Source organism: Streptomyces sp. NPDC024555, assembly GCF_055559335.1.
On sequence record NZ_JBVHKV010000013.1, the window covers coordinates 208,629 to 230,392 of the forward strand.

The window sequence follows — 21,764 nt, forward strand, 5'->3', positions numbered from 1 at the left end:
AACCGACGGGTACGTCGAGCGGAGGCACGCAGGTGAAGCGGTGCGCGGACGACAATGCCGGCGAGGCCGGCCGGGAGTACTGGCGCGGTGTGCTGGGCGCGGGGGGCTTCACCCCGCTGCCCCGCTGGAACGCCGCCGGCGCACGCCCGGACGACGGCGCGGCGGAACCCGCCGAGCACCGGGCGCCGCTCGACGGCATCCCGGTCACGGGCCCCGCGCTCCTCGCGGCGCACGCCAAGGTGGTCGCCGCCCTGACCGGTGACAGCGAGACCGTCACCGGCTGCCGGCAGCCCGGCCACGACGCCCTCCCGGTCCGGCTCCACACCGGGGACGGCACCTGGGGCGAGCTCCTCGCCACCGCGCGGGACGGCGCCGCCGCCCTCGCCCGGTACGCGGACGCCGTCCCCGCCACCCCCGGCGACGGACCGCTCTTCGACGCCCTGGTGACCCTCCCCGGGGGCGACGCCACCGCACCGGTGCCCGCCGGCACGGTCCTCGACGTCCGGACGGACGGCGGCGACCTCGTCGTACGCCACCGCGCCGACGCCCTCGACGCGTCCGCCGCCGCCCGGATCGCCGGCTACTACCTGACCGCGCTGGAGCGCGCCGCCCAGGACCCGGACGCCCCGCACGGCGCACGGTCCCTGCTCTCCGCCGCCGAGGTCCGCCACCAGACCGAGGAACTGGCCGGGCCCGAACGGGAGCTGCCCGACCGCCGGTTCCACGAACTCTTCGAGGAGCGGGTGCGGACCAGCCCCGACGCCGTCGCCGCCGTGCTGGAAGGCCGTGCGCTGACGTACGCGGAGCTGAACGCGCGGGCCAACCGGATCGCCTGGTCGCTGCGGTACGAGGGGCTGTGGGACGAGGACGTCGTCGCCGTCGTCACCGAACGCGATCTGGACTGGCTGGCCGCCGTCATCGGCGTCTTCAAGGCGGGCGGCGTCTACCTCCCCGTGGAGCCGCACTTCCCCGCCGCCCGGATCGCCGCGGTGCTCACCCGCAGCGCCTGCCACACCGTGCTCACCACCCGGGGGGCGTGCCCCGCCCTGGACCGGGCCGTCGCCGAGGCCGGGACCGCGCCCGTGGTCACCCACCTCGACGCGCTGCCCGACGAGGCGCCCGACACCGACCCGGGCCTCCCGGTCCGCGCCGACGCCGCCGCGTACCTCTACTTCACCTCCGGCTCCACCGGCGAACCCAAGGGCGCGGTCTGCGAACACGCCGGATTCGTCAACCATCTGCTCGCCAAGATCGAGGACTTGGGCATCACCGAGGGCACCATCGTCGCCCAGACCGCGCCGCAGTGCTTCGACATCTCGCTGTGGCAGCTGGTCGCCGCGCTGGTGACCGGCGGCACCACGCACCTCGTCCCCCAGGAGGCGATCCTGGACGTGGGCCGGTGCGTCGAGACGCTGCGGGCCGGCCGGGTCGAGGTCGCCCAGCTCGTCCCGTCCTATCTGGAAGTCCTCCTCACCTATCTGGACGAGGACGGCCGCACCGCCCTGCCCGCGCTGCGCGCGGTCTCCGCGACCGGCGAGGCGCTGAAGAAGGAGCTGGCCGAACGCTGGTTCGCCTCCTTCCCGGGGGTCGTCCTGTGCAACGCGTACGGGCTGACCGAGACCTGCGACGACACCAACCACGAGGTCATGCGGCGCGCCCCGGAGGGGCCCTCCGTGCCGCTCGGCCGGCCCGTGCGCAACGTCCGGGTGTACGTCGTCGACGAGCGGCTCCGGCCGGTGCCGCTGGGCTCGCCCGGCGAGATCGTGTTCTCCGGGGTGTGCGTCGGGCGCGGGTACGTGAACGACGAGGTGCGCAGCCGGGCCGCGTTCCTGCCCGATCCACACCGGCCCGGCGAACGGCTCTACCGTTCGGGCGACTTCGGGCGCTGGATGCCGGACGGGCGGCTGGAGTTCCACGGCCGGCGCGACGCCCAGCTGAAGATCCGGGGCTTCCGGATCGAGATCGGCGAGATCGAGAACCGGCTGCTGGAGGTCGCCGGGGTGCGCGACGGCGCGGTCGTCGCGGCCGGCCGGGGCGAGGCCCGCACCCTCGTCGGGTACTACACCGGCGCGGACGCCCCCGGCCCGGACGCCGTCCGGGCCCGGCTCACCGACATCCTGCCCTCCTACATGGTCCCCGCCCGGCTGGAGCACCGCCCGGCGCTGCCCCTGACCGCCAACGGCAAGACCGACCGCACGACCCTGGCCCGCGAGGCGGAGGGGGCCCTCACCGGCCCGGACACCCCGGCGGACGCCGGGAACCGCGCCCCGGGCACCCGGAGCGAGGCCGGACTCGCCGCGCTCTGGGCGGAGGTGCTCAAGGTGCCCGTCGAACGCATCGGCCGCACCGACCACTTCTTCGAGATCGGCGGCACCTCGCTGACCGCCGTGCGCCTCGCGATCGCCCTGGAACGGCTGGTCACGGTCAGGGAACTGGCCGGCACCCCGGTCCTGCGCGATCTGGCGGCCCTGCTGGACCGGCGCCGGGCCGACCGCGCGGCCACCGCCGCCCCCGCCCCCGTTCCCGCCGCGGCCGCCGGCTGAGCCGCAGCCGTACGACACCGCGCAACCCGTCACCGAGGGAGACCCGCAGAGATGACGTCCGTACTCGAAGCCACCGCGGAGACCGGCCACGGTCCCGTACCGGCGCCGCCGCCCGGCCAGGTCGCCGTGGTGCGCGTCCCGGCCCCCGACGACGCGGCCGGCTGGGCCGCCGAGCACCGCACCACCGTCCTGCGGGCCGTCGCGGAGCACGGCGCCGTGCTGCTGCGCGGCCTGGCCGTGGACTCGCCCGAGGCCGTCGAGGCCGTCGCCCGCGCGCTGGGCGTCGACCCGATGGAGGAGCGCGAGCGCTTCGCCGCCCGCCGCCGCTACCGCCCCGGCGTCCAGGGCTCCTCCGAATGGCCGCCCGACGAGCCGATGTGCATGCACCACGAGCTGAGTTACGCCGCCGAGGTGCCGGCCCTCGCGCTCTTCGGCTGCCTCACCGCCCCGGCGGAGGGCGGCGCGACCGCGGTCGCCGACGCCCACGAGGTGCTGCGCGCCCTGCCCGCCGGGCTCGTCGACCGCTTCGCCCGCGAGGGCTGGCAGCTGACCCGCACCTACCGCGAGGTGGGCGTCGCCTGGACCGAGGCCTTCGGCACCGACGACCCGGACCGGGTCGCCGCCTACTGCGCCTCCGCCGGCATCGAGCACACCTGGCTGGACGACGGCGCGCTCCGCACCCGCCAGCGCCGCTCCGCGGTCCGCGAGCACCCGGTCAGCGGGACGCCGCTCTGGTTCAACCAGATCGCCTTCCTGAACGAGCTGACCCTCGACCCGATGATCCGCGAGTACCTGACCGAGGTGTACGGGCCCGACTCGCTGCCCTTCACCACCGCGTACGGCGACGGCACCCCGATCCCGGCCGAGGAGATCGCCACGGTCAACGACGCCTACCGGGACGCCACCCGGCGCGAGCCCTGGCAGGCGGGCGACGTGCTGCTCGTCGACAACATCCGCATGGCGCACAGCCGCGAGGAGTACCGGGGCGAACGGGAGATCGTCGTGATCCTCGGCAACCCGGCCTGGCTCCCCGGACACGTCATGGACCCCCATTGACCTCCGTACCACCGTCCGCACCCACGGGAGAGCCCCGCATGACACCCAGTCCCACCTTCGCCGTGATCCCGGGAGCCCAGGTCCACCGCGTCCTCGGCGACCGGCACCAGGACGTCGTCGACATCGTGGAGGCCGCCTACCGCACCCACGGCGAGGGCGGCACCGTCAACCCGCCCTCGTACTTCCTGCGCTTCCCCGACCGGCCGTCGTCGCGGATCATCGCGCTGCCCGCCTCGATCGGCGGGGACGCCCCCGTCGACGGACTGAAGTGGATATCGAGCTTCCCGGAGAACGTGGCGGCCGGCCTGCCGCGGGCCTCCGCCGTGCTCGTCCTGAACGACCCGGAGACCGGCTACCCGCTGGCCTGCCTCGAAAGCTCCATCATCAGCGCCACCCGGACCGCGGCCTCCGCCGCGCTCGCCGCCGACGCCCTCACCCGGGGGCGCGAACGCCCCCGCACCATCGGCTTCTTCGGCGTCGGGCTCATCGCGCGCTATCTGCACGGCTATCTGGCGGGCACCGGCTGGGAGTTCGACGAGACGGGCATCTTCGACCTCTCGCGCGAACACGCCGAGGGCTTCGCCCAGTACCTGGAGCGCTCCGGGACGAACGGCGCCGTCACCGTGCACGACAGCGCCGAGAAGCTGATCCGCTCCTGCGACGTCGTCGTCTTCGCGACCGTCGCCGGACAACCGCACGTCACCGAGAGCGCCTGGTTCGCGCACAACCCCCTCGTGCTGCACATCTCGCTCCGTGACCTGTCGCCCGACGTCGTGCTCGGCGCCACCAACATCGTGGACGACGTCGAGCACTGTCTGAAGGCCCAAACCTCCCTGCACCTGGCCGAACAGCGGACCGGGAACAGGGATTTCGTGCACGGCACCCTCCACGACGTGCTCACCGGAGCGGTCGAGCCGGCCACGGACCGGCCGGTGATCTTCTCGCCGTTCGGTCTCGGGGTCCTCGACCTCGCGGTCGGCAGACACGTCTACGACACCGTGCGCGCCTCGGGGGAACTGGCGGTCGTCGACGGCTTCTTCCATGACATGAGCCGCTACGGCTGACCTTTCCGCCTTCACGTCCACGCCCGAACGCGGGAGGCAGCGTGCCGATCATCTCGGCTCCGCAGGAATTCAACGAGGACGACCTCTACATCGATCTGAGGTCGGTTCTCGGCACTTCGCTCTTCCTCAAGTGCGAGGGATTCAATTTCTCCGGTTCCATCAAACTCAAACCCGCTCTGGCCATGGTCGAAGCGGCCGAACGCAGCGGGGTCCTCACACCCGGCTCGATCCTCGTGGAGTCCTCGTCCGGAAACCTCGGCGTCGCGCTCAGCATGATCGCGGCGAGCAAGGGCTACCGCTTCCTCTGTGTCACCGACTCCCGCTGCAACCTCTCCTCGCGGCGGCTGATGGAGGCCCTGGGGGCCGATGTCCACATCATCACCGAACCCGACCCGGAGGAGGGATTCCTCGGGGCGCGGCTGGACCGGGTGCGCGCCCTGTGCGCCGCCGACCCGCGCCACGTCTGGCTCAACCAGTACATGAACCCGGACAACTGGCGGGCCCACTACCGCTGGACCGCGCCGCCCATCGCCCGCGCCTTCCCCGGCCTGGACGTGCTCTTCGTCGGGGCCGGCACCACCGGCACCCTGATGGGGTGCGCCCGCTGGTTCAAGGAGCGCAGGCCCGGGGTGCGCGTCGTCGCCGTGGACAGCGTGGGCTCGGTCACCTTCGGCGCCCCGCCGGGGACCCGGATGATTCCGGGACTCGGCGCGGGGGTGCGTCCGCCGATCCTCGACGAGACGTACATCGACGAGGTGGTGCTGGTCCCGGAGGCCGACACCGTCCGGATGTGCCACCGGCTGGCCGCGCGCGGCTTCCTCTTCGGCGGCTCCACCGGGACCGTCGTCGCGGGAGCCTCCGCCTGGCTGGAGGAGCACGACGCCGAACGCCTCGGCACGACCGCGGTGACCCTCTCGCCCGACCTGGGCGAGCGCTATCTGGACACCGTCTACCAGAGCAACTGGGTGCAGGACATCTACGGCAACGAGGCCCTGGAGACCCAGGACGTCGCCGAACAGGCCGTCGCCTGACCCCTCTTTCACGACCCCTGCGTATCGACAGCCGTACGGAAGACGTCCGTACGGCGGAAAGCGAGTGCGTCATGACCAACCCGTTCGAGGACACCGAGGGGCGCTACCTCGTGCTGATCAACGACGAGGACCAGTACTCCCTGTGGCCCGCCTTCGCCGAGGTGCCCGCCGGCTGGCGGGTCGCCCGCGAGGAGGGCGGCCACGCGGAGAGCCTCGCCCACATCGAGGAGCACTGGACCGACATGCGTCCGCGCTCGGTGGCCGAGGCGATGTCCCGTGCCCACGTCTAGCCCCCGGGCGCGGGCGCGGCTCATGGAGCTGCTGGCGTCCGCGCCCCACCCGTACCGGATGCTCGACCACCCGCCGCAGGGGGCGACCGACCTGGCCAGCCTGCTGCGCGGGCACTCCCTGCGGCAGGCGGCGAAGTCCCTGGTGATCCGGGTGGCCCTGCCGGGCAAGCAGCGGCGGTACGTGCTCGCCGTGGTGCGCGGCGACCACCGCGTCGACCTCGGCGCGGTGTGCGCGGTGGCGGGCGGGGTCCGGGCGGGCTTCGCCGACCGGGCCACCGCGGAACGGCTCACGGGCTGCGTCAGCGGCTCCATCGTGCCCTTCTCGTTCCACCCGGACCTGGACGTGGTCGTGGACCCCGCGCTGCTCGACGAGGACGAGATCTGGTTCAACGCCGCCCGGCTCGACCAGTCGGTCGCGCTCCCCGCGCACGCCTACCGGGCCCTCGCCGGGCCCCGGGTGGCCGGGATCGCGGACCGGACCGGCAGCACGGACCACCGCACCGCCCCGGCCGTCGCACGGGCCGCGTGAGCCCGCCGTGCCGCGCCACGCACCGCGAACCCGCCGCCCCACCGAAGCACGGACCCGCACCACCAGGAAGGCGATCCACCGATGACAGCGACCATCCACTCCACCGCCGCCACGATCCCCGTGGCCGACATGACCCACCGGGCCCCGGCCGTCGCCGACGTGGCCCGGACCCTCCAACGGTCCGCGGGCGACCGCGTCGACGACCGGGACTGGGTCGCCGCGGCCCGGGACGCCTGGTCCGACCTGCCGGCCGAACTCCGGCGCGCCCTGCGGGAGTTCCGCCGCGACTCGGGCCCGACCGGCACCTTCCTGGTGCGCGGCCTCCCGGTGGGTGCCGCGCAGCTGCCGCCCACCCCGGCCGCCGCCGGCTCCGTGCAGCGCACCGCGGGGCTGCCCGCCGCGCTGCTGCTGATGGTCGCCGCGGGGCTCGGCGACCCGGCGGCGTTCCGGCCCGAGAAGGGCGGTGCGCTCGTCCAGGACGTCGTCCCGGTGCCGGGGCAGGAGGACTTCCAGGGCAACGCCGGTTCGGTGCTGCTCACCTTCCACACCGAGAACGCCTTCCACCCGCACCGCCCCGACTTCGTCATGCTGCTGTGCCTGCGCGCCGACCACGAGCGCGTCGCCGGACTGCGCACCGGCTGCACCCGCCAGGTGCTGCCGCTGCTCTCGGCGGACGGCCGTGAGGCGCTGTTCAGCCAGGAGTTCCGCACCGCCGCCCCGCCGTCCTTCGGCGCGGGCGCCGGCTCCACCGAGGCGCACGCCGTGCTGTTCGGGGCGCCCGACGACCCGGACGTCCGCGTCGACTTCGCGGCCACCGAGCCGCTGACCCCGCGCGCCGGGCGCGCCCTGCTGGAGCTCCAGGAGCTGTTCGACCTGACCGCGCGGACCGCCCTGCTGGAACCGGGCGACCTGGCGATCGTCGACAACCGGGTCGCCGTCCACGGCCGGACCGCGTTCCGCCCCCGCTACGACGGCAACGACCGCTGGCTCCAGCGCAGTTTCGTCCTCACCGACCTGCGCCGCTCCCGGGGTCTGCGGCACGCCGACGGCTACGTCATCGGCTGAGCGGCCGGTCCCGGGCCCGCCCGATCCACCCGCCCGCCCGAGAGCACGGAAAGAGAGAAGCCTTGACCACACTGCTGGAGACCCCGGTCGCGCCCGCCGCCCCGGGGTACCGGTCACCGTCCGCGGGACCGCCCGTCATCCATGTCCGCATCGAGGAGACGCTCCTCCCGGACCACCGCCCGCTCGACCTGTTCACCGTTCTGCGCGAGACCTACGGCGAGGACGTCTTCCTGCTGGAGTCCCCGCAGGGCCCGCAGGAGGACTGCACCTCGGCGGTGATCGGTTACGACCGGCTCGCCGAGATCCGCGTCCACCCGGGGCATGTCACCGTCACCGGGACCGGGGGCGTCGCCGAGGCGCTGCTCGCGCTGGCCGACGGGCTCGGCATGGGCCCGGACACCGCCGGGTCGCGCCGCGTCGAGCGGCCCGGCCAGGCCCTGGAGCTGCTCGGCGCCGCCCAGAACCTGTTCACGCTGCACACCGCGCAGCCCGCCGACGACTACGTCTTCGGTTTCCTGGCCACCCTCGGCTACGGCACCGCCTGGCATCTGGAGGAGCTGCCGGAGCGCGACGGCACCCCCGGACCGGACTGCGTGCTCGCGCTCTACCGCAACACCGTCCGCTACGACACGCGCACCGGCCGGGCGCTGCACTTCTCGGCCGGGGCGGAGGAGTTCCCCCCGCCCACCCCGTTCGACGTCGTGGCGGCGGCCCGTACCGCCGCGACGGCCGCCGAGGAGCCCGTCCCGGCCGCACCGGCCCCGCTGGAGGTGCGCGACAGCACCGACCGGGAGACCTTCCTGGCGCGGGCCGCCCGCTGCCTGGAGCACATCGGGGTCGGCGACATCTACCAGATCCAGATCGGGCACCGGATCGACGTCACCACCCCGCTGACCCCGGTCGACGCCTACCGGCGGCTGCGGGACCGCAATCCCTCGCCGTACATGTACCTGGTCCCGCACGCCGGCACCACGCTCATCGGCGCCAGCCCCGAACTGCTCTTCCGCATCGAGGGCGACCGCCTCGTGATGCGGCCCATCGCGGGCACCACCCGGCGCAGCGGCGAGCCCGGGGCCGACGGGCGGCGCGTCGCCGCGCTGCTGGCCAGCGAGAAGGAGCGGGCCGAGCACGTGATGCTCGTCGATCTGTGCCGCAACGACATCGGGCGGGTCTGCGAGCCGCGGACGCTGACCGCGGGGCGGCTGATGGAGGTCGAGAAGTTCTCCCACGTCTTCCACCTCGTCTCCACCGTGGAGGGGCGGCTCGCCCCGGGCGCCGACGTCTGGGCGGCCCTGCGGGCCACCTTCCCCGCCGGGACGGTGACCGGGGCGCCGAAGATCCGCGCCATGGAGATCATCGAGGACCTGGAGAGCGAGCCGCGCGGGATGTACGCGGGGGCCGTCGGCCTCGTCGACGTGCGCGGCTGGGGGCAGTTCGCGCTCTGCATCCGCACCATCGTGCGCGACGGGGCGGTCTACTCCACGCAGAGCTGCGCGGGTGTGGTCGCCGACTCCTCCCCGGAGGCCGAGTGGCGCGAGACCCTGCACAAGATGGGCGCCGCGTACTGGGCGCTCACCGGCGAGGAACTGGCCCCGCCCCCGGCGGCGGAGGAACCGGCCCCGGCCGCGTCCGGGCAGGGCGGTGCCCGGTGAGGATCCTGCTGGTGGACGCGTACGACAGCTTCACCCACATCATCGACCAGTACCTGCGCGGTCTCGGCGCCGAGACCGACGTCGTCCGGGCCCGCTCCGAGTCGCCCGAGCGGCTCGCCGCCCGCCTCCCGGACGCCGTGGTGCTCGGGCCCGGCCCCGGGCATCCGGCGGACTCCGGCCATGTGGAGCTGGTGCACACCTTCTCCGGCCGGGTGCCGCTGCTCGGGATCTGCCTGGGGCACCAGGCGATCGGCCTGGCCCACGGCGGCCGGGTCGGGGTCGCCGGTCTGCTCAAGCACGGCAAGACGAGCCCGGTCCGGCACGACGGCACCGGCCTGTTCGCCGGGCTCGACGCGCCGATGACCGCCACCCGCTACCACTCGCTCGTCGTCGAGGACCCGCTGCCGCCCGCGCTGACGGCCACCGCCCACGCCGAGGACGACGGCTCCCTGATGGGGCTGCGCCACCGCGAACTTCCCGTCGAGGGCGTGCAGTTCCACCCCGAGAGCATCACCACCGTCGGCGGCATGCGGCTGATGGCGAACTTCCTGGAACAGGTCCGCCGGTCCGTGCCGGCGCCGGTCTCCTGACCCCTTCCGCCCTTCATCCCACCGAGGAGTAGTCCCGTGGTGTACCAGGACCTGTGGCGCGCACTGCCCGCCGCACAACAGCCCGACTGGCCCGATCCGGCCGCCCTCGAAGCGGTGTGCGCCGAACTCGGCGCGGCCGTCCCGCTCGTCGTCGCCGACGAATGCGAACTCCTCAAGCGGCGGCTCGCCGCCGTGGCCCGGGGAGAAGCCTTCCTGCTCCAGGGCGGCGACTGCGCCGAGACCTTCGCCGAGGCCACGGCCGACGCCGTACGGGGGAAGGTGCGCACCCTGCTCCAGATGTCGCTGGTCCTCACCTACGCGGCCTCCGTCCCCGTCGTCAAGGTCGGCAGAATGGCCGGCCAGTACGCCAAACCCCGCTCCCGCCCCACCGAGACCCGCGGCGCCACGACCCTGCCCGCCTACCGGGGCGACGCCGTCAACGGCTTCGGCTTCACCCCCGGGGAGCGGACCCCCGACCCGCACCGTCTCCAGCGGATGCACCGCGCCGCCGCGGCCACCCTCAACCTGGTCCGCGCCTTCACCACCGGCGGCTACGCCGATCTGCACCAGGCCCAGTCCTGGAACCAGGACTTCGTCTCCGGCTCCCCGGCCGGGGAGCGCTACGGCGAACTCGCTGACCAGATCGACCGGGCGCTCACCTTCATGAAGGTCTGCGGCGCCGACGCCGGCATCGCACGGGCTGTGGAGTTCTTCGTCAGCCACGAGGGGCTGCTCCTCGACTACGAGGACGCCCTCACCCGTACCGACCCGGAGACCGGCCGCACCTACGCGACCAGCGGCCATCTGCTGTGGATCGGCGAGCGCACCCGGGACATCGACGGCGCCCACGTCGACTACTTCTCCCGGATCGACAACCCCGTCGCCGTGAAGCTCGGCCCGACCGCCACGGCCGACGAGGCCCTGGCCCTGATCGACCGGCTCGACCCGGGGCGCGAACCGGGCCGGCTCACTTTCGTCGTGCGCATGGGCGCCCGGAACGTCCGCGACCGGCTGCCCACCCTGGTGGAGAAGGTCACCGCCGAGGGCGCGCCCGTGGCCTGGGTGTGCGACCCCATGCACGGCAACACCTTCGAGGCGCCCACCGGCCACAAGACCCGGCACTTCGACGACGTCGTCGAGGAGATCACCGGCTTCTTCGAGGTCCACCACGGGCTCGGCACCCACCCCGGCGGCGTCCACCTGGAGTTCACCGGCGACGACGTCACCGAATGCGTGGGCGGCGCCGACGGGCTGCGCTTCGACGATCTCGCCGCACGCTACGAGTCCACCTGCGACCCCCGGCTGAACCGCAGCCAATCCCTCGACCTCGCGTTTCTCATTGCCGAGAGCTACCGCTCGCGCTGACCCGCGCCCCGGTGCCCGGTGAAGGATGTGAACCCCATGCGTCTCCTGCTGGCCGAACCCTCCCCGGTCCTGCGGACCGGACTGGCCCAGCTGCTCGGCGGTCTCGGCCACCACGTGGCCGCGGGCCGCGACACCGGGGCGCTGGCCGCGCTCGCCGCCGCCCACCGCCCCGATGTGCTGCTCGTCTCCGCGGCGGCGGCCCCGGCGCGAGGCGGCGACGCGGTCCGGGACGCGCTGGCGGTGCGCCGCCGCCGCCCCGGCACCGGGGTGCTGCTCTGGTCCCGGACCCCCGACCCCCGGACGGCCGCCGCCCTTCTGGAGGCCGGCGGTCCGGGGCTCGGCCACCAGCTGGAGGCCGGGATGACGGACGCGGACCGGGTCGTCGCCGTCCTGGCCCGGATCGCGGCGGGCGGCAGGGCCCTCGATCCGGCCGCCGGGGGCGGCGCGGCGGCCGGGGACCTCGCCTCGCTCAGCGTGCGGGAGGCCGAGGTGCTGGCCCTCATGGCGCGGGGGCGCACCAACACCGCGATCGCGGCCCGGCTCTGCATCTCCGAGGGCACCGTGGAGAAGCGGGTCGCCGCCGTCTTCGGGAAGCTCGGCATCCCCGGCGGCAGCGGCGACAACCGCAGGGTCCTGGCCGTGCTGCGCTATCTGGAGGCCCGTGCCGTACCGGCCCCCGGGGAGTTCGCGGCGGCCGCCTGAGACCGGCGACGGCCGGGCGCGACCGGAATCCGGTCCCGCCCGGCCGTCGACGACGTTCCGGACCCGTGCGGTGCGCCCCGTACGGTCAGGAGGGCCGCTCCTCCCCGATGAAGCCGCGCACCAGCCGGACCTGGAGCCGGGCCAGCCGCACGATGATCCACGGACCGACGAAGAGCGCCACGACACCGGCCAGGAAGTGCAGCGAGACCACACCGAGCGGGTGCGGACCGCCCCACGCCGGGTCCGGGTAGGAACGCCAGCCCCAGAACGGGTACGTCAGATTGCGCACGGAGATCAGGAGCCAGCCGGCCACCGCGAGGAACCCCAGCGCGCCCGTCACCATGTTGAGCAGGAAGAACGCCGCGTTGCGGCCGAAGCGCCGCCCGCCCGTGCGGCGGCCGATCTCCTCGCCCAGCCAGAACCGCGCCCGCACCCGCTCGAAGCGGGGGCCGAACACGGCGACCACGACCAGGACCGCCAGCAGGATCACCGTGCCGATCTCCGGATGCCCCTTCTCCTGGGCGGTCTTCATCGGGTACTGCAAGCCCAGGACCAGGGCCAGCGTGAGCGGCAGCAGCAGCGCGTACAGCACATATCTCCAGGTCTGCCGGCGGAACGGCAGGACGAACAGCCCGCGCAGGCCGGTGGGCTCGTCCGCGGCGGCGAGCGGGGCGTGGGGACGGACGGTGTGCGGCATGAGGGGGGTTCCTTTCCTGGGTGCGGACGCGGAAATGTGCCCGGCGGGGGCGTTCCCCCACCGGGCACAGGGATCAGGCTGCGGTGGCAGTCTCCTCGACACCCACCGGCCGCCGGACCTCATTGCGCGCGATCGACAGCAATTGGAGCGCGATCGAGGTGCCCTGGCGTCCGAGAGCGTCGTGATACTGATGCAGAACCTCGTTTTCCCGGGTGAGTTGGAACTCATGCAGCCCGGCGAGGCGTCGCAGGGTGCGGAGTTGGACGTCGGCGCTGGCGCGCTCCTCGATCAGGGAGATGATCGAGCGGTCGAGCGAGGCGAGGTGCGCCTGGTGCTCCACGAGCCGGGACGAGTCGACGGGGGACATCTCAGACCTCCTGGGTGCGGGCCCGCCGCTCGGCGGGTGCGGTGATGGGGACGGACGCGGCGGCCGGCGGGCCGTCGGGGGAGGGGCCCTCGTCGGCGGGGTACGGGGACGCGTCGGACTGGGACGGGGGACGGACCCCGAAGGCCCGGAGCAACGGACCGGTCAGCGCCGTGGTCACCAGCGCCATCAGGACCAGGACGGTCAGCCCGTTCGCCCCGATCAGCCCCGCCTCGTAGCCGATTCCGGCGACGACGATCTCGGTCACGCCGCGGCAGTTCATCAGCGCACCGAGCCGCATCGCCTCGTTGCGGGGCATGCCCGCCGCCCGTGCGGCGCCCCCGGCGCCGACGAACTTGGTCACGGTCGCGGCGGCCACGACGGCCACCAGGACGGTCCAGTGCCAGGGGGCCAGGCCCAGCCCGCGGATCGAGACGTTGAGCCCGATCCCGGCGAAGAACAGCGGCAGCAGCACCGCCAGGGTGAAGCCCTGCAACTGCTCGTTCATCCGCTCCGCCGACCGGGAGCCGCGCGGCACCACCGTGCCGAACAGGAAGGCGCCGATCACCGGGTGCAACCCGATGACCTGGGTGATCGCCGCATAGGAGACGGCCCCCGCCAGCAGCATCATGGGCAGCATGACCTTGGCGCCGCCCGGCTGCTTCTCGGCGACGTGCACGGCGGCGGCCAGCAGCGGCCGGACGACCAGGACCGTGACGGTGACCAGCGCGAGCGTCAGCCCGACCGTGGCGGCGACACTGCCGGTGGCGCTGGTCATCGCGAGGACGACGGTGAGCGCCAGCCAGGCCACGCCGTCCCCGACGGCCGCGCCGGCCAGGGCGAACGTCCCCAGCTCCGAGCGGTCCATCCGCAGGTCGACCAGGACCCGGGCCAGCACCGGCAGCGCGGTCACCGACAGCGCCAGACCGAAGAAGACCGCGTAGCCGGTGTGATGGGCGGAGGCCCCGCGCAGCACGTCCGGCGCGGCCACCGCGATCCCGAGACCGGCCAGGAACGGCAGCCCCATCCCGCCCAGGACCGTCGCGGCCAGCGCGGTCCGGCCCGAGCTGACCCGCTCCATGCGCAGCTCGCAGCCGAGCAGGAACATGAAGGTGACCAGTCCGAGCTGCGCCGCCATCGCCATGGTCGACTTCACCTCGGCGGGCAGCAGCCACGCCTGGGCCGACGGCCAGGCCCAGCCGAGCGCGGACGGCCCCAGCACCAGACCCCCGACGATCTCCCCGATCACGGCGGGCTGCCCGAACCGGCGCAGCACCGTGCCCAATAAGTGGCTGACCAGCACGATCACGGCAACGGCCAGCAGGAAGCGGGCAGTCGGGTCGACCCCACCGTGCCCCTCCCCGCCGCGCACCAGACCGGGCCCCCAGACGACGACCGCGCTCACCAGCACGACCAGACCGGCGACGATGCCCACGGCGGGGCGCCGGGAGCGCGGGGTGCCCGGACGCACCGGGGGGACCGTCGAGACGGTCATGACGCCACCCCTTCCGGAGCGGGGCGGGTCCCGGGGACGGCGCCGCCTGGCCACTGCGCGAAGCGGCGCGCCCCGTACAGCAGCGGAGTCCCCGACTCCTGGACGACTCCGGTCACTTCGCCCAGAACCATCGTATGATCGCCGACCTCGATCAAGTCGGACACGCGGCAATCGGCCGTGGTGAACGCGTCGTCGACCAGCCGGGGCAGCCCCGCGCCGGGCGTGGGGCACCACGCGACCCGCTCGAAGCGGTCGGGGACGGGCCGGGCGAACACCTCGGCGGCGTCCTGGCCGCCGTCGTGCAGCAGGTTCACCGCGAAGGAGCCGTGCGTGCGCAGCGCCCGCAGCGTCTCGCCGCTGCTGGTGAGGCAGACCGACAGGGTCGGCGGCTCGGACGTCACGCTCGCCAGCGACGAGCAGGTGAGCCCGCGCGGCAGTCCGTCCGGACCGTAGGTGGTGATCACGGCGACCCCGGAGGGGAAGGCGCTCATCAGGGAACGGAACGCGTCCACGGCCACCGGGGGCCGTTCGGGAAAGGCGGGGGGCGTCGGACGCTCCCACGGTTTCACGGAACGCAGACCCGGACGCGGGTCCGCGGTCCGCGGGGCGGACTGGGCTGGCATGGTCACTCGCCTCCAGGCGCGTAAACGGAATGGGGCCGGTGTACGGGGCCGTCGGTGCCCGCACGGAGGGGGGTGGGCGCGGGCACCGGCGGCGGGGAGGGGCAGCTCGCGCTCAGTGGAGCGAGGCGAGGTACTCGTAGCAGCTGGGAAGCGCCTCGACCAGGCGCTTCGCGTCGTTCTGCACCGCGGCCAGCTCGGCGCGCGCGGCCGTCGGGTCGATGTGCGCGAGGGCCGGCCGGGGACCGGCGGGCTCGTGGCCGAGACCCATCAGCATGGTGATCCAGGAGTACTCCTCGAAGCCGTGGTAGGGCTGGTAGATGCTCCGGTCGTCCAGCAGGTGCGAGGAGGCGAGGGCCAGGCGCTCGGCGAGACCGTCCGGCAGGGGGCGGGTCTTGGCCTCCTTCCAGTACGGGGTGTCCTCGCGGGCCGCGGCCACGTAGTGCAGGACCAGCAGCTCCTTGACGCCGTCGAGGACCTCGGCGACCCGGTTGTTGTAGTCGTTGCGCAGCTGCGGGTCCCAGTTCGCGTCCGGGAAGTTCTTCACCAGCTGCTCGATGCCGTGCTGGATGAAGAAGATGCCGGTCGACTCCAGCGGCTCGACGAACGCGCTCGCCAGGCCGATGGCCACGCAGTTGTTGACCCAGGAGCGCTCGTTGCGGCCGATGCGCATCCGGATGTGGTTGGCCTCCAGGTCGTCCTGGCCCGGGGCGGCGAACTGCCGCAGCGTGCGCTCGGCCTCCTCGGGGGAGCAGAACTGGTCGGAGTACACATAGCCGTTGCCGTGCCGGCCGAACAGCGGGATCGTCCATATCCAGCCCGCGTCCATCGCGGTCGCGGTGGTGTACGGGTTCATGCCCTCGGTGGCCTGGTCCGGCTTGGGGATGCGCAGGGCGACGGCCCGGTTGTTGGGCAGCACGTCCTCGAAGGAGACGAACTTCTCCTCCAGCGCCTGGTTGATCAGCAGCCCGCGGAAGCCGGTGCAGTCGATGAACAGGTCGCCGGCCACGTCGCCGTGCTCGCGCGTGGTGACATGGCTGATCCAGCCGCGCTCGTCGCGGACGACGTCCAGCACGTCGTCCGTGACGTGCCGCACGCCCCGCTCGGTGCCGTACGTCGTCAGGAACTTCGCCAGCAGCGAGGCGTCGAAGTGGTACGCGTACGGGAACTGGGTCCGCTGCTCCTGGAGCGTCGAGCGGCCCAGCGAGTCGTCGAGACCGCCGGCGAACAGCGAACCGCCCAGCATCCGCGGGGAGCGCTGCGCCTCGCACAGGTGCGGGGTGAGGTAGACGCCCCGGTCGAACGGCTGGGTGCGGTCGCCCTCCTTCAGCCACCAGTCGGCGAGCGAGAATCCGTCGGAGGAACGGAGCCGTTCGAACGGGTGGTAGAAGTGGTCGCCGGCCTTGCGCCAGTTCTCGAAACGGATGCCCATCTTGTACGAACCGGCCACGTGCGGCAGCCAGTCGGTCTCGTCGAGACCGAGGTAGTCGAAGAAGTGGCGGACCGTACTGAAGGTGGCCTCGCCGACACCGATGCTCGACACCCGGGCGGACTCCACGACCGTGACGTCGATGCGGTCACCGAAGGCGGCCTTGAGGTAGGTGGCGCTCATCCATCCCGCGGTTCCTCCACCGACGATGACGACTGACTTGATCACTGGGCATCTCCTTGTTCCGAAACCGAAAGAATGAGCTGAGAAGAGCGCTGGACCGAGCCCGTTTCCCGTGCGGTGCGTGCCGGGTGGCGATCCATGTCCCGAAGCTAACCGGGCGGGTTTTCCTTCCGTTATCGAGCGGATTTACCGGAACCGTTCGGACAGCATTTCCGCGCCGCTGTGCATGCGTACGGCGACGGAACGGGCACCGAGCACGGCCACCGTCCCGTGGTAGGCCCCGTCCATGGGCAGATCGGCGAGCGCGGGCAGCGACCGCGTACCGCCCCCCGGACCGTGCCGGTGCAGCAGCGCGGCGGGGGCGTGCGGCGGTGTGACGCCGAGATCGGTCATGGCCGTGTACAGGCCCTCGCCGGTCGCCTTCAGCACCGCCTCCTTGCGGGTCCAGTACGTGAGGCAGGCCCGCGCCCGGTCCCGGGGCGGCAGCGCGGCCACGACGGTCCGCTCCTCGTCGGTCAGCACGAGCTCGAACTCCGCGGGCACCCCCGCGAGCCCTCCCGGGGCGGGCTCGCGGGCCCGGTCCGAGGGCCCGGGGAACTCCTCGACGTCCACGCCGACGGCCTTGCCGCGGACCACGGCCACGGCCACCACCTCGCCGGAGTGCGAGATCGACAGCTCCCAGCCTGCGGCCGCGCCGACCGCCTCGGGCTTGCCGTGGGCCCCGCCGCACTCCGCGCACCGGGTGCGCAGCCGGACCGTCTCGGGCGGTGCCCCCAGCAGCGCGCCGAGCGCGGTCCTGGCGAGCACCCGCCCGGTGACGAAGCGGGCCAGGTCGAGTTCCTGCACATAGGAGGAGCAGCGGCTGAGTTCCGCCGGCTCCAGCAGACCGAACCAGGACGCGGGGCGGGTCAGCGGCCGCTGCAGCCAGACATGGCATTCGGCCTCCTGGTGCATGACCGGTATCACCTGCCTTTCGGGTCGGCCCTGGTTCAGGCGGGAACGCGCGCGCTGTCCCGTTCCTTCTCGGCCTCGCGTACGGACTCGTTCAGCCGGTCCGTCCAATGGGCGTTCAGCCGGCCCTCGAAAAGCCGCCGGAAATTCGCCAGGAGGCGCAGCCGGTCGTCCGGGTCGGGTTCGTGCTTCACGAAGAACGGAAGATCGGCCGGGGTGATGTGGCGCATGCCCAGCAGCGGCATGGGGCTGGTGAACGGCCGGAAGTCGTCGTTGTGGAGCCCGATCGTCTCGTGCTCGGGCCAGAAGTCGCCGATCATCAGCCCGAGCGCCACGAACTCCGGCTTGAGCGCCGCGTGCACCCGGGCGACCATCGCCTTCAGCTCCGGCTCGGGCAGCCCGTACGGCACGGCCATGCCCACCAGGTACAGCCGGTCGGAGCCCAGCTCCGCCGCCTTCTCCAGAACCCCCGCCCGCAGCTTCCGGGCCAGCGCCATCAGCGCCTCGTCGCCCTGGGTCGCGTCGAACTCCTCCATGGTGACGTACCGGCGGCGGATCGCCTTGACCATGTACGGGCAGACGACTCCGTCGCGCCCGAGTTCGGGATGCGGATGGATCGGGTACGTGCTCAGCCAGTCCCAGGCCTGGGACATCCGGTCGCCGGACATGCGTGCCTCCCTCGTGGACATCTGCGGGGACGCTAGCCAGCCGCCGTATCGCCTCGGCATCACCACGGCTTCACCCCGCCGGGACCGGCACGGACCCCGCCCGGGGACAGACCCCGAACCCCGGCACCCGGGCCGTCGCACGGCTACGCTCGAACCATGGGCAGCCACCCGCACACCCCGCCTCTGCCGACCCCCGACACCGCCGCCGGACAGGAGGGTCTGGACGCGCTCCTGGCCCGGCCCGGCCGCGCGGTCGTCGCGCTCGACTTCGACGGCACGCTCGCCGACATCGTCCCCGACCCGGAACAGGCCCGCGCCCATCCCGGCGCCGTCGAGGCCCTGGTCGCGCTCTCCCCGCTGGTCGCCTCCGTCGCCGTGATCACCGGCCGGCAGGCCGGCGTCGCGGTCCGGCGCGGCGGCTTCGCCGGAGTGCCCGGCCTGGACCACCTCGTCGTCCTCGGCCACTACGGCGCCGAACGCTGGGACGCCGCCACCGGCACCGTCACCACCCCGGCCCCGCACCCCGGCGTCGCCGCCGTCCGGGCCGAACTCCCGGGCGTGCTCGACCGGTTCGACGCCTGGCACGGCACCTGGACCGAGGAGAAGGGCCAGGCCGTCGCCGTCCACACCCGCCGCGCCGCCGACCCGCAGGGCGCCTTCGAGGCGCTGCGCGGCCCCCTGGGCGAACTCGCCGCCCGGCACGGCCTGATCGTCGAACCGGGCCGCCTCGTCCTGGAACTGCGCCCGCCCGGCATGGACAAGGGCGTCGCCCTCACCCGCTACCTCCGCGAGGTGGGCGCCGAGTCGGTGCTCTACGCGGGCGACGACCTCGGCGACCTCGCCGCGTACGCGGCGGTGGAGAAGCTCCGCGCCGGCGGCACCCCGGGCCTGCTGGTCTGCAGCGGCAGCACCGAGGTCACCGAACTGGCCGAACGCGCCGACCTGTCGCTCCCCGGCCCGGAGGCGGTCGTGGGCTTCCTGCGGGCGCTCGCGGACCGGATCCGGGAACGCAAGGGCTGACCGCCGCCCCTACTCCCGCCGCAGCGCCTCCAGTTGGTCCAGGAACCAGCGCTGCGGCGGCAGCGCCGTGCCCGCCTCGGCGAGCCTGCGGGTGCGGTCCGCCCGTTCGTCACCGGCCATGGTCAGGGCCTCGTGGAGCGCGACGGCCGTGGCGGAGACGTCGTAGGGGTTGACCACGAGCGCGTCCTCGCCCAGCTCCTCGTACGCCCCCGCCTCCCGGGACAGGACCAGCGCGCAGCCCTCGTCGGAGACGACCGGGACCTCCTTGGCGACCAGGTTCATGCCGTCCCGGATCGGGTTGACGAGGGCGACGTCCGCCAGCCGGTACGCGGCGAGGGAGCGGGCGAAGTCGTCCTCGACGTGCAGGACGACCGGGGTCCAGTCCGCCGTGCCGTACGCCTCGTTGACGCCGTCGGCGACGCGGCGCACCTCCTCGGTGTACTCCCGGTAGACGGCCAGGTCCTGGCGGGAGGGGTAGGCGAAGGCGATGTGGACGACGCGGCCGCGCCATTCGGGCCGGGCGTCGAGCAGGGCGCGGTAGGCGTGCAGTCCGCGGACGATGTTCTTCGACAGCTCCGTGCGGTCCACGCGGACGATCGTCTTCCGGCCGGGGCCCACCTGCTCGCGCAGGGCCGCCATCCGCTCGTCCACGTCCGGTTCGTGCGACCGGCGGCGCAGGAAGTCGCCGTCGGCGCCCAGCCCGTGCACCCCGACGCGGGTGTGTCCGGTGCCGCCGAGGAGGTCCGTGCAGCAGGCGAGGAACGCGTCGGCCCAGCGGCGGGTCAGGAACGCCGCCCGGTCCGCCCCGAGGATGCCGCGCAGCAGCTGCTCGGCGATGTCGTCGGGCAGCAGCCGGAAGTAGTCGACGGGCGCCCACGGGGTGTGCGAGAAGTGCCCGATCCGCAGATCGGGGCGGAGCGCCCGGAGCATGCCGGGGACCAGGGCCAGGTGGTAGTCCTGCACGAGGACCGCCGCGCCCGGTCCGGCCTCCTCGGCGAGCGCGTCGGCGAAGGCCCGGTTGTAGGCCTCGTAGGACGCCCACTGCCGCCGGAACTCCGCGTCGAAGACGGGCTCGACGGGGGTCTGGTAGAGCAGGTGGTGGATGAACCAGAGGACCGAGTTGGCGATGCCGTTGTACGCGTCGGCGTGCACGTCCGCGTCGATGTCGAGCATCCGGACGCCCGGTTCGGCGGCCCCTCTGCGGACCGCCTCGCGGTCGCCGTCGCCCAGGGCGGCGCAGACCCAGATCTTGTCGTCGACGGCGCTCAGCCCGGAGACCAGCCCGCCGCCGCCGCGCTTGGCGTCGAGCGTGCCGTCGTCACGGAGCGTGTACGAGACCGGGCCGCGGTTGGACGCGACGAGGACCTGGGCAGCGGGCTGCGGGGCGTGCTCGGAGACCATGTTGCGGAATCTAGCCCGATCACGAACCGCCCAAACGTGCGAAGTCAGGCCGCGCGGCCTGAAACGTACTCCTCGATCTCGCGCATCGGCGGCCGTTCCTCGGTGTCCACCGGATAGGTGTGCGGGACGAAGCCGTGCTCACCGCGTTCGAACTGGGTCAGATGGGGGCGGACCAGATGGCCCCGGGAGAGCCGCAGCTGCGCGGTCCGGTAGATCGCGGCGGCCATCCGGCCGAGCGCCTGGCCGTCCTGGTGGCGGTGGCGGCGGACCCCGACGTCCACCTGCGCGAGGGCGTCCAGGCCCACGGTGTGCAGGGCGTCGACCAGCAGGCCCAGCTCCACCCCGTAACCGACCGGGAACGGCAGCCGCTCCAGCAGGGAGCGCCGCACCGCGTACTCGCCGCCCAGCGGCTGGACGAAACCGGCCAGCTGCGGCCAGTGCAGATTGAGCAGCGGGCGCGCCACCATCTCCGTGACCCGGCCGCCCTGACCCGCGGTGTCCCCGAACGGGCGGTCGTACATGGCCTTGACGAACTGCACCGACGGGTCGGTCAGCAGCGGTCCGACGATGCCCGAGACGAAGTCCGCGGAGAACTCCCTCAGGTCCGCGTCCACGAAGCACACGATGTCCCCGCCGGTCACCAGGAGTGACCGCCACAGCACCTCGCCCTTGCCGGGGACGGCCGGCAGACGCGGCAGGATCGCGTCCCGGTGGATCACCCGGGCACCCGCCCGGCGGGCCACCTCGGCGGTGGCGTCCGTCGAACCGGAGTCGATCACCACCAGCTCGTCGACCAGCCGGACCTTCTCCATCAGCTCGCGCCGGACCGTCGCGACGATGTCACCGACGGTCTCCGCCTCGTTCAGCGCGGGCAGCACCACGCTGACGCTTCCGCCGTGCGGGTCCCCGGCCCCCAGACCGGCCCTGGCGGCCAGCAGACGGTCCAGCGGACGGTCGGCGGCCGACCAGGAACGCCTGGCCAGCCAGCGTTCGACCTCTTCCAGCACGGTCGGCACTCCCTGTATGTGATCCATCTCGCGGACCGGACG

The 21,764-nt window shown here is 73.5% G+C and carries 21 protein-coding genes; 12 read left to right on the plus strand and 9 right to left on the minus strand.

What is annotated here, in order from left to right; genetic code table 11:
• Positions 1–32 precede the first annotated feature (32 nt).
• The 11 genes from ACZ4FH_RS23855 to ACZ4FH_RS23905 all read left to right on the plus strand — a co-directional run bounded on the left by ACZ4FH_RS23855 (position 33) and on the right by ACZ4FH_RS23905 (position 11,887).
• Positions 33–2,543 (plus strand): non-ribosomal peptide synthetase, encoded by a 2,511-nt coding sequence (locus ACZ4FH_RS23855; protein WP_467307195.1) that lies wholly within the window; start codon positions 33–35, stop codon positions 2,541–2,543.
• Positions 2,544–2,594: 51 nt separating this feature from the next.
• Positions 2,595–3,599, plus strand: a complete 1,005-nt coding sequence (locus ACZ4FH_RS23860) for a TauD/TfdA family dioxygenase (RefSeq protein ID WP_467307196.1) — start codon at positions 2,595–2,597, stop codon at positions 3,597–3,599.
• A 38-nt stretch (positions 3,600–3,637) separates the two neighbouring features.
• The gene (gene sbnB / locus ACZ4FH_RS23865) at positions 3,638–4,663 is read left to right on the plus strand and encodes a 2,3-diaminopropionate biosynthesis protein SbnB (RefSeq protein ID WP_467307197.1); all 1,026 of its coding nucleotides are present in this window, start codon (positions 3,638–3,640) and stop codon (positions 4,661–4,663) included.
• A 41-nt stretch (positions 4,664–4,704) separates the two neighbouring features.
• Positions 4,705–5,694: a 2,3-diaminopropionate biosynthesis protein SbnA gene (gene sbnA, locus ACZ4FH_RS23870; RefSeq protein ID WP_467307198.1), complete on the plus strand. Its 990-nt coding sequence runs from the start codon at positions 4,705–4,707 to the stop codon at positions 5,692–5,694.
• A 71-nt stretch (positions 5,695–5,765) separates the two neighbouring features.
• Complete coding sequence (locus ACZ4FH_RS23875) at positions 5,766–5,984, plus strand: MbtH family protein (protein ID WP_467307199.1); 219 nt, start codon at positions 5,766–5,768, stop codon at positions 5,982–5,984.
• Entirely contained in the window at positions 5,971–6,513 is a 543-nt protein-coding gene (locus tag ACZ4FH_RS23880; protein WP_467307201.1) for a YbaK/EbsC family protein, read from the plus strand. The genes ACZ4FH_RS23875 and ACZ4FH_RS23880 overlap by 14 nt, the downstream gene beginning before the upstream one ends.
• Before the next feature lie 129 nt (positions 6,514–6,642).
• Entirely contained in the window at positions 6,643–7,578 is a 936-nt protein-coding gene (locus ACZ4FH_RS23885) for a TauD/TfdA family dioxygenase (protein WP_467307296.1), read from the plus strand.
• Positions 7,579–7,640: 62 nt separating this feature from the next.
• Complete coding sequence (locus ACZ4FH_RS23890) at positions 7,641–9,230, plus strand: anthranilate synthase component I family protein (protein WP_467307202.1); 1,590 nt, start codon at positions 7,641–7,643, stop codon at positions 9,228–9,230.
• Complete coding sequence (locus tag ACZ4FH_RS23895) at positions 9,227–9,820, plus strand: anthranilate synthase component II (protein ID WP_383648428.1); 594 nt, start codon at positions 9,227–9,229, stop codon at positions 9,818–9,820. Before ACZ4FH_RS23890 ends, ACZ4FH_RS23895 begins: the two co-directional genes overlap by 4 nt.
• Positions 9,821–9,856: 36 nt before the next feature.
• A complete protein-coding gene (locus ACZ4FH_RS23900) occupies positions 9,857–11,185 on the plus strand; it encodes a class II 3-deoxy-7-phosphoheptulonate synthase (protein ID WP_467307203.1) in 1,329 nt (442 codons plus the stop codon).
• Between the two features lie 36 nt (positions 11,186–11,221).
• Positions 11,222–11,887 carry a helix-turn-helix transcriptional regulator gene (locus ACZ4FH_RS23905; protein ID WP_467307205.1) on the plus strand — a complete coding sequence of 222 codons (666 nt, stop codon included), beginning with the start codon at positions 11,222–11,224 and terminating at the stop codon, positions 11,885–11,887.
• A gap of 85 nt (positions 11,888–11,972) precedes the next feature.
• Here ACZ4FH_RS23905 and ACZ4FH_RS23910 read toward each other — a convergent pair whose 3' ends face one another.
• From ACZ4FH_RS23910 to ACZ4FH_RS23940, 7 genes are all read right to left on the minus strand, one after another.
• On the minus strand, positions 11,973–12,584 hold the full coding sequence (locus tag ACZ4FH_RS23910) for a sensor domain-containing protein (protein WP_467307207.1): 612 nt from the start codon (positions 12,582–12,584) through the stop codon (positions 11,973–11,975).
• 73 nt (positions 12,585–12,657) lie between these two features.
• Entirely contained in the window at positions 12,658–12,951 is a 294-nt protein-coding gene (locus tag ACZ4FH_RS23915; protein WP_467307208.1) for a chorismate mutase family protein, read from the minus strand.
• Position 12,952: 1 nt separating this feature from the next.
• The gene (locus tag ACZ4FH_RS23920) at positions 12,953–14,443 is read right to left on the minus strand and encodes a cation:proton antiporter (protein ID WP_467307209.1); all 1,491 of its coding nucleotides are present in this window, start codon (positions 14,441–14,443) and stop codon (positions 12,953–12,955) included.
• Positions 14,440–14,934: a flavin reductase family protein gene (locus ACZ4FH_RS23925; RefSeq protein ID WP_467307210.1), complete on the minus strand. Its 495-nt coding sequence runs from the start codon at positions 14,932–14,934 to the stop codon at positions 14,440–14,442. Before ACZ4FH_RS23925 ends, ACZ4FH_RS23920 begins: the two co-directional genes overlap by 4 nt.
• A gap of 244 nt (positions 14,935–15,178) precedes the next feature.
• Complete coding sequence (locus tag ACZ4FH_RS23930; RefSeq protein ID WP_467307211.1) at positions 15,179–16,720, minus strand: tryptophan halogenase family protein; 1,542 nt, start codon at positions 16,718–16,720, stop codon at positions 15,179–15,181.
• Between the two features lie 141 nt (positions 16,721–16,861).
• The gene (locus ACZ4FH_RS23935) at positions 16,862–17,629 is read right to left on the minus strand and encodes a 4'-phosphopantetheinyl transferase family protein (protein ID WP_467307212.1); all 768 of its coding nucleotides are present in this window, start codon (positions 17,627–17,629) and stop codon (positions 16,862–16,864) included.
• Positions 17,630–17,664: 35 nt separating this feature from the next.
• Positions 17,665–18,315 carry a DUF6875 domain-containing protein gene (locus ACZ4FH_RS23940; protein ID WP_467307213.1) on the minus strand — a complete coding sequence of 217 codons (651 nt, stop codon included), beginning with the start codon at positions 18,313–18,315 and terminating at the stop codon, positions 17,665–17,667.
• A gap of 135 nt (positions 18,316–18,450) precedes the next feature.
• Here ACZ4FH_RS23940 and otsB point away from each other — a divergent pair, with 135 nt between their 5' ends.
• Positions 18,451–19,314, plus strand: a complete 864-nt coding sequence (otsB, locus tag ACZ4FH_RS23945) for a trehalose-phosphatase (protein ID WP_467307215.1) — start codon at positions 18,451–18,453, stop codon at positions 19,312–19,314.
• Positions 19,315–19,323: 9 nt separating this feature from the next.
• Here the strand turns inward: otsB and ACZ4FH_RS23950 are convergent, their stop codons facing one another.
• Positions 19,324–20,715, minus strand: a complete 1,392-nt coding sequence (locus ACZ4FH_RS23950; RefSeq protein WP_467307216.1) for an alpha,alpha-trehalose-phosphate synthase (UDP-forming) — start codon at positions 20,713–20,715, stop codon at positions 19,324–19,326.
• Between the two features lie 44 nt (positions 20,716–20,759).
• Positions 20,760–21,722, minus strand: coding sequence for a glucosyl-3-phosphoglycerate synthase (locus ACZ4FH_RS23955; protein ID WP_383651065.1), 963 nt, complete (start codon positions 21,720–21,722; stop codon positions 20,760–20,762).
• Positions 21,723–21,764: the final 42 nt, after the last annotated feature.

Bases quoted from the DNA above. Each gene is read 5' to 3' on its own strand.
- ACZ4FH_RS23920 (WP_467307209.1), bottom strand. From the start codon at position 14,443: ATGACCGTCTCGACGGTCCCCCCGGTGCGTCCGGGCACCCCGCGCTCC.
- sbnB (WP_467307197.1), top strand. From the start codon at position 3,638: ATGACACCCAGTCCCACCTTCGCCGTGATCCCGGGAGCCCAGGTCCAC.
- ACZ4FH_RS23885 (WP_467307296.1), top strand. From the start codon at position 6,643: ATGACCCACCGGGCCCCGGCCGTCGCCGACGTGGCCCGGACCCTCCAA.
- ACZ4FH_RS23935 (WP_467307212.1), bottom strand. From the start codon at position 17,629: ATGCACCAGGAGGCCGAATGCCATGTCTGGCTGCAGCGGCCGCTGACC.
- ACZ4FH_RS23950 (WP_467307216.1), bottom strand. From the start codon at position 20,715: ATGGTCTCCGAGCACGCCCCGCAGCCCGCTGCCCAGGTCCTCGTCGCG.
- ACZ4FH_RS23915 (WP_467307208.1), bottom strand. From the start codon at position 12,951: ATGTCCCCCGTCGACTCGTCCCGGCTCGTGGAGCACCAGGCGCACCTC.
- ACZ4FH_RS23860 (WP_467307196.1), top strand. From the start codon at position 2,595: ATGACGTCCGTACTCGAAGCCACCGCGGAGACCGGCCACGGTCCCGTA.
- ACZ4FH_RS23905 (WP_467307205.1), top strand. From the start codon at position 11,222: ATGCGTCTCCTGCTGGCCGAACCCTCCCCGGTCCTGCGGACCGGACTG.
- ACZ4FH_RS23940 (WP_467307213.1), bottom strand. From the start codon at position 18,315: ATGTCCACGAGGGAGGCACGCATGTCCGGCGACCGGATGTCCCAGGCC.
- ACZ4FH_RS23875 (WP_467307199.1), top strand. From the start codon at position 5,766: ATGACCAACCCGTTCGAGGACACCGAGGGGCGCTACCTCGTGCTGATC.
- otsB (WP_467307215.1), top strand. From the start codon at position 18,451: ATGGGCAGCCACCCGCACACCCCGCCTCTGCCGACCCCCGACACCGCC.
- ACZ4FH_RS23910 (WP_467307207.1), bottom strand. From the start codon at position 12,584: ATGCCGCACACCGTCCGTCCCCACGCCCCGCTCGCCGCCGCGGACGAG.
- ACZ4FH_RS23925 (WP_467307210.1), bottom strand. From the start codon at position 14,934: ATGAGCGCCTTCCCCTCCGGGGTCGCCGTGATCACCACCTACGGTCCG.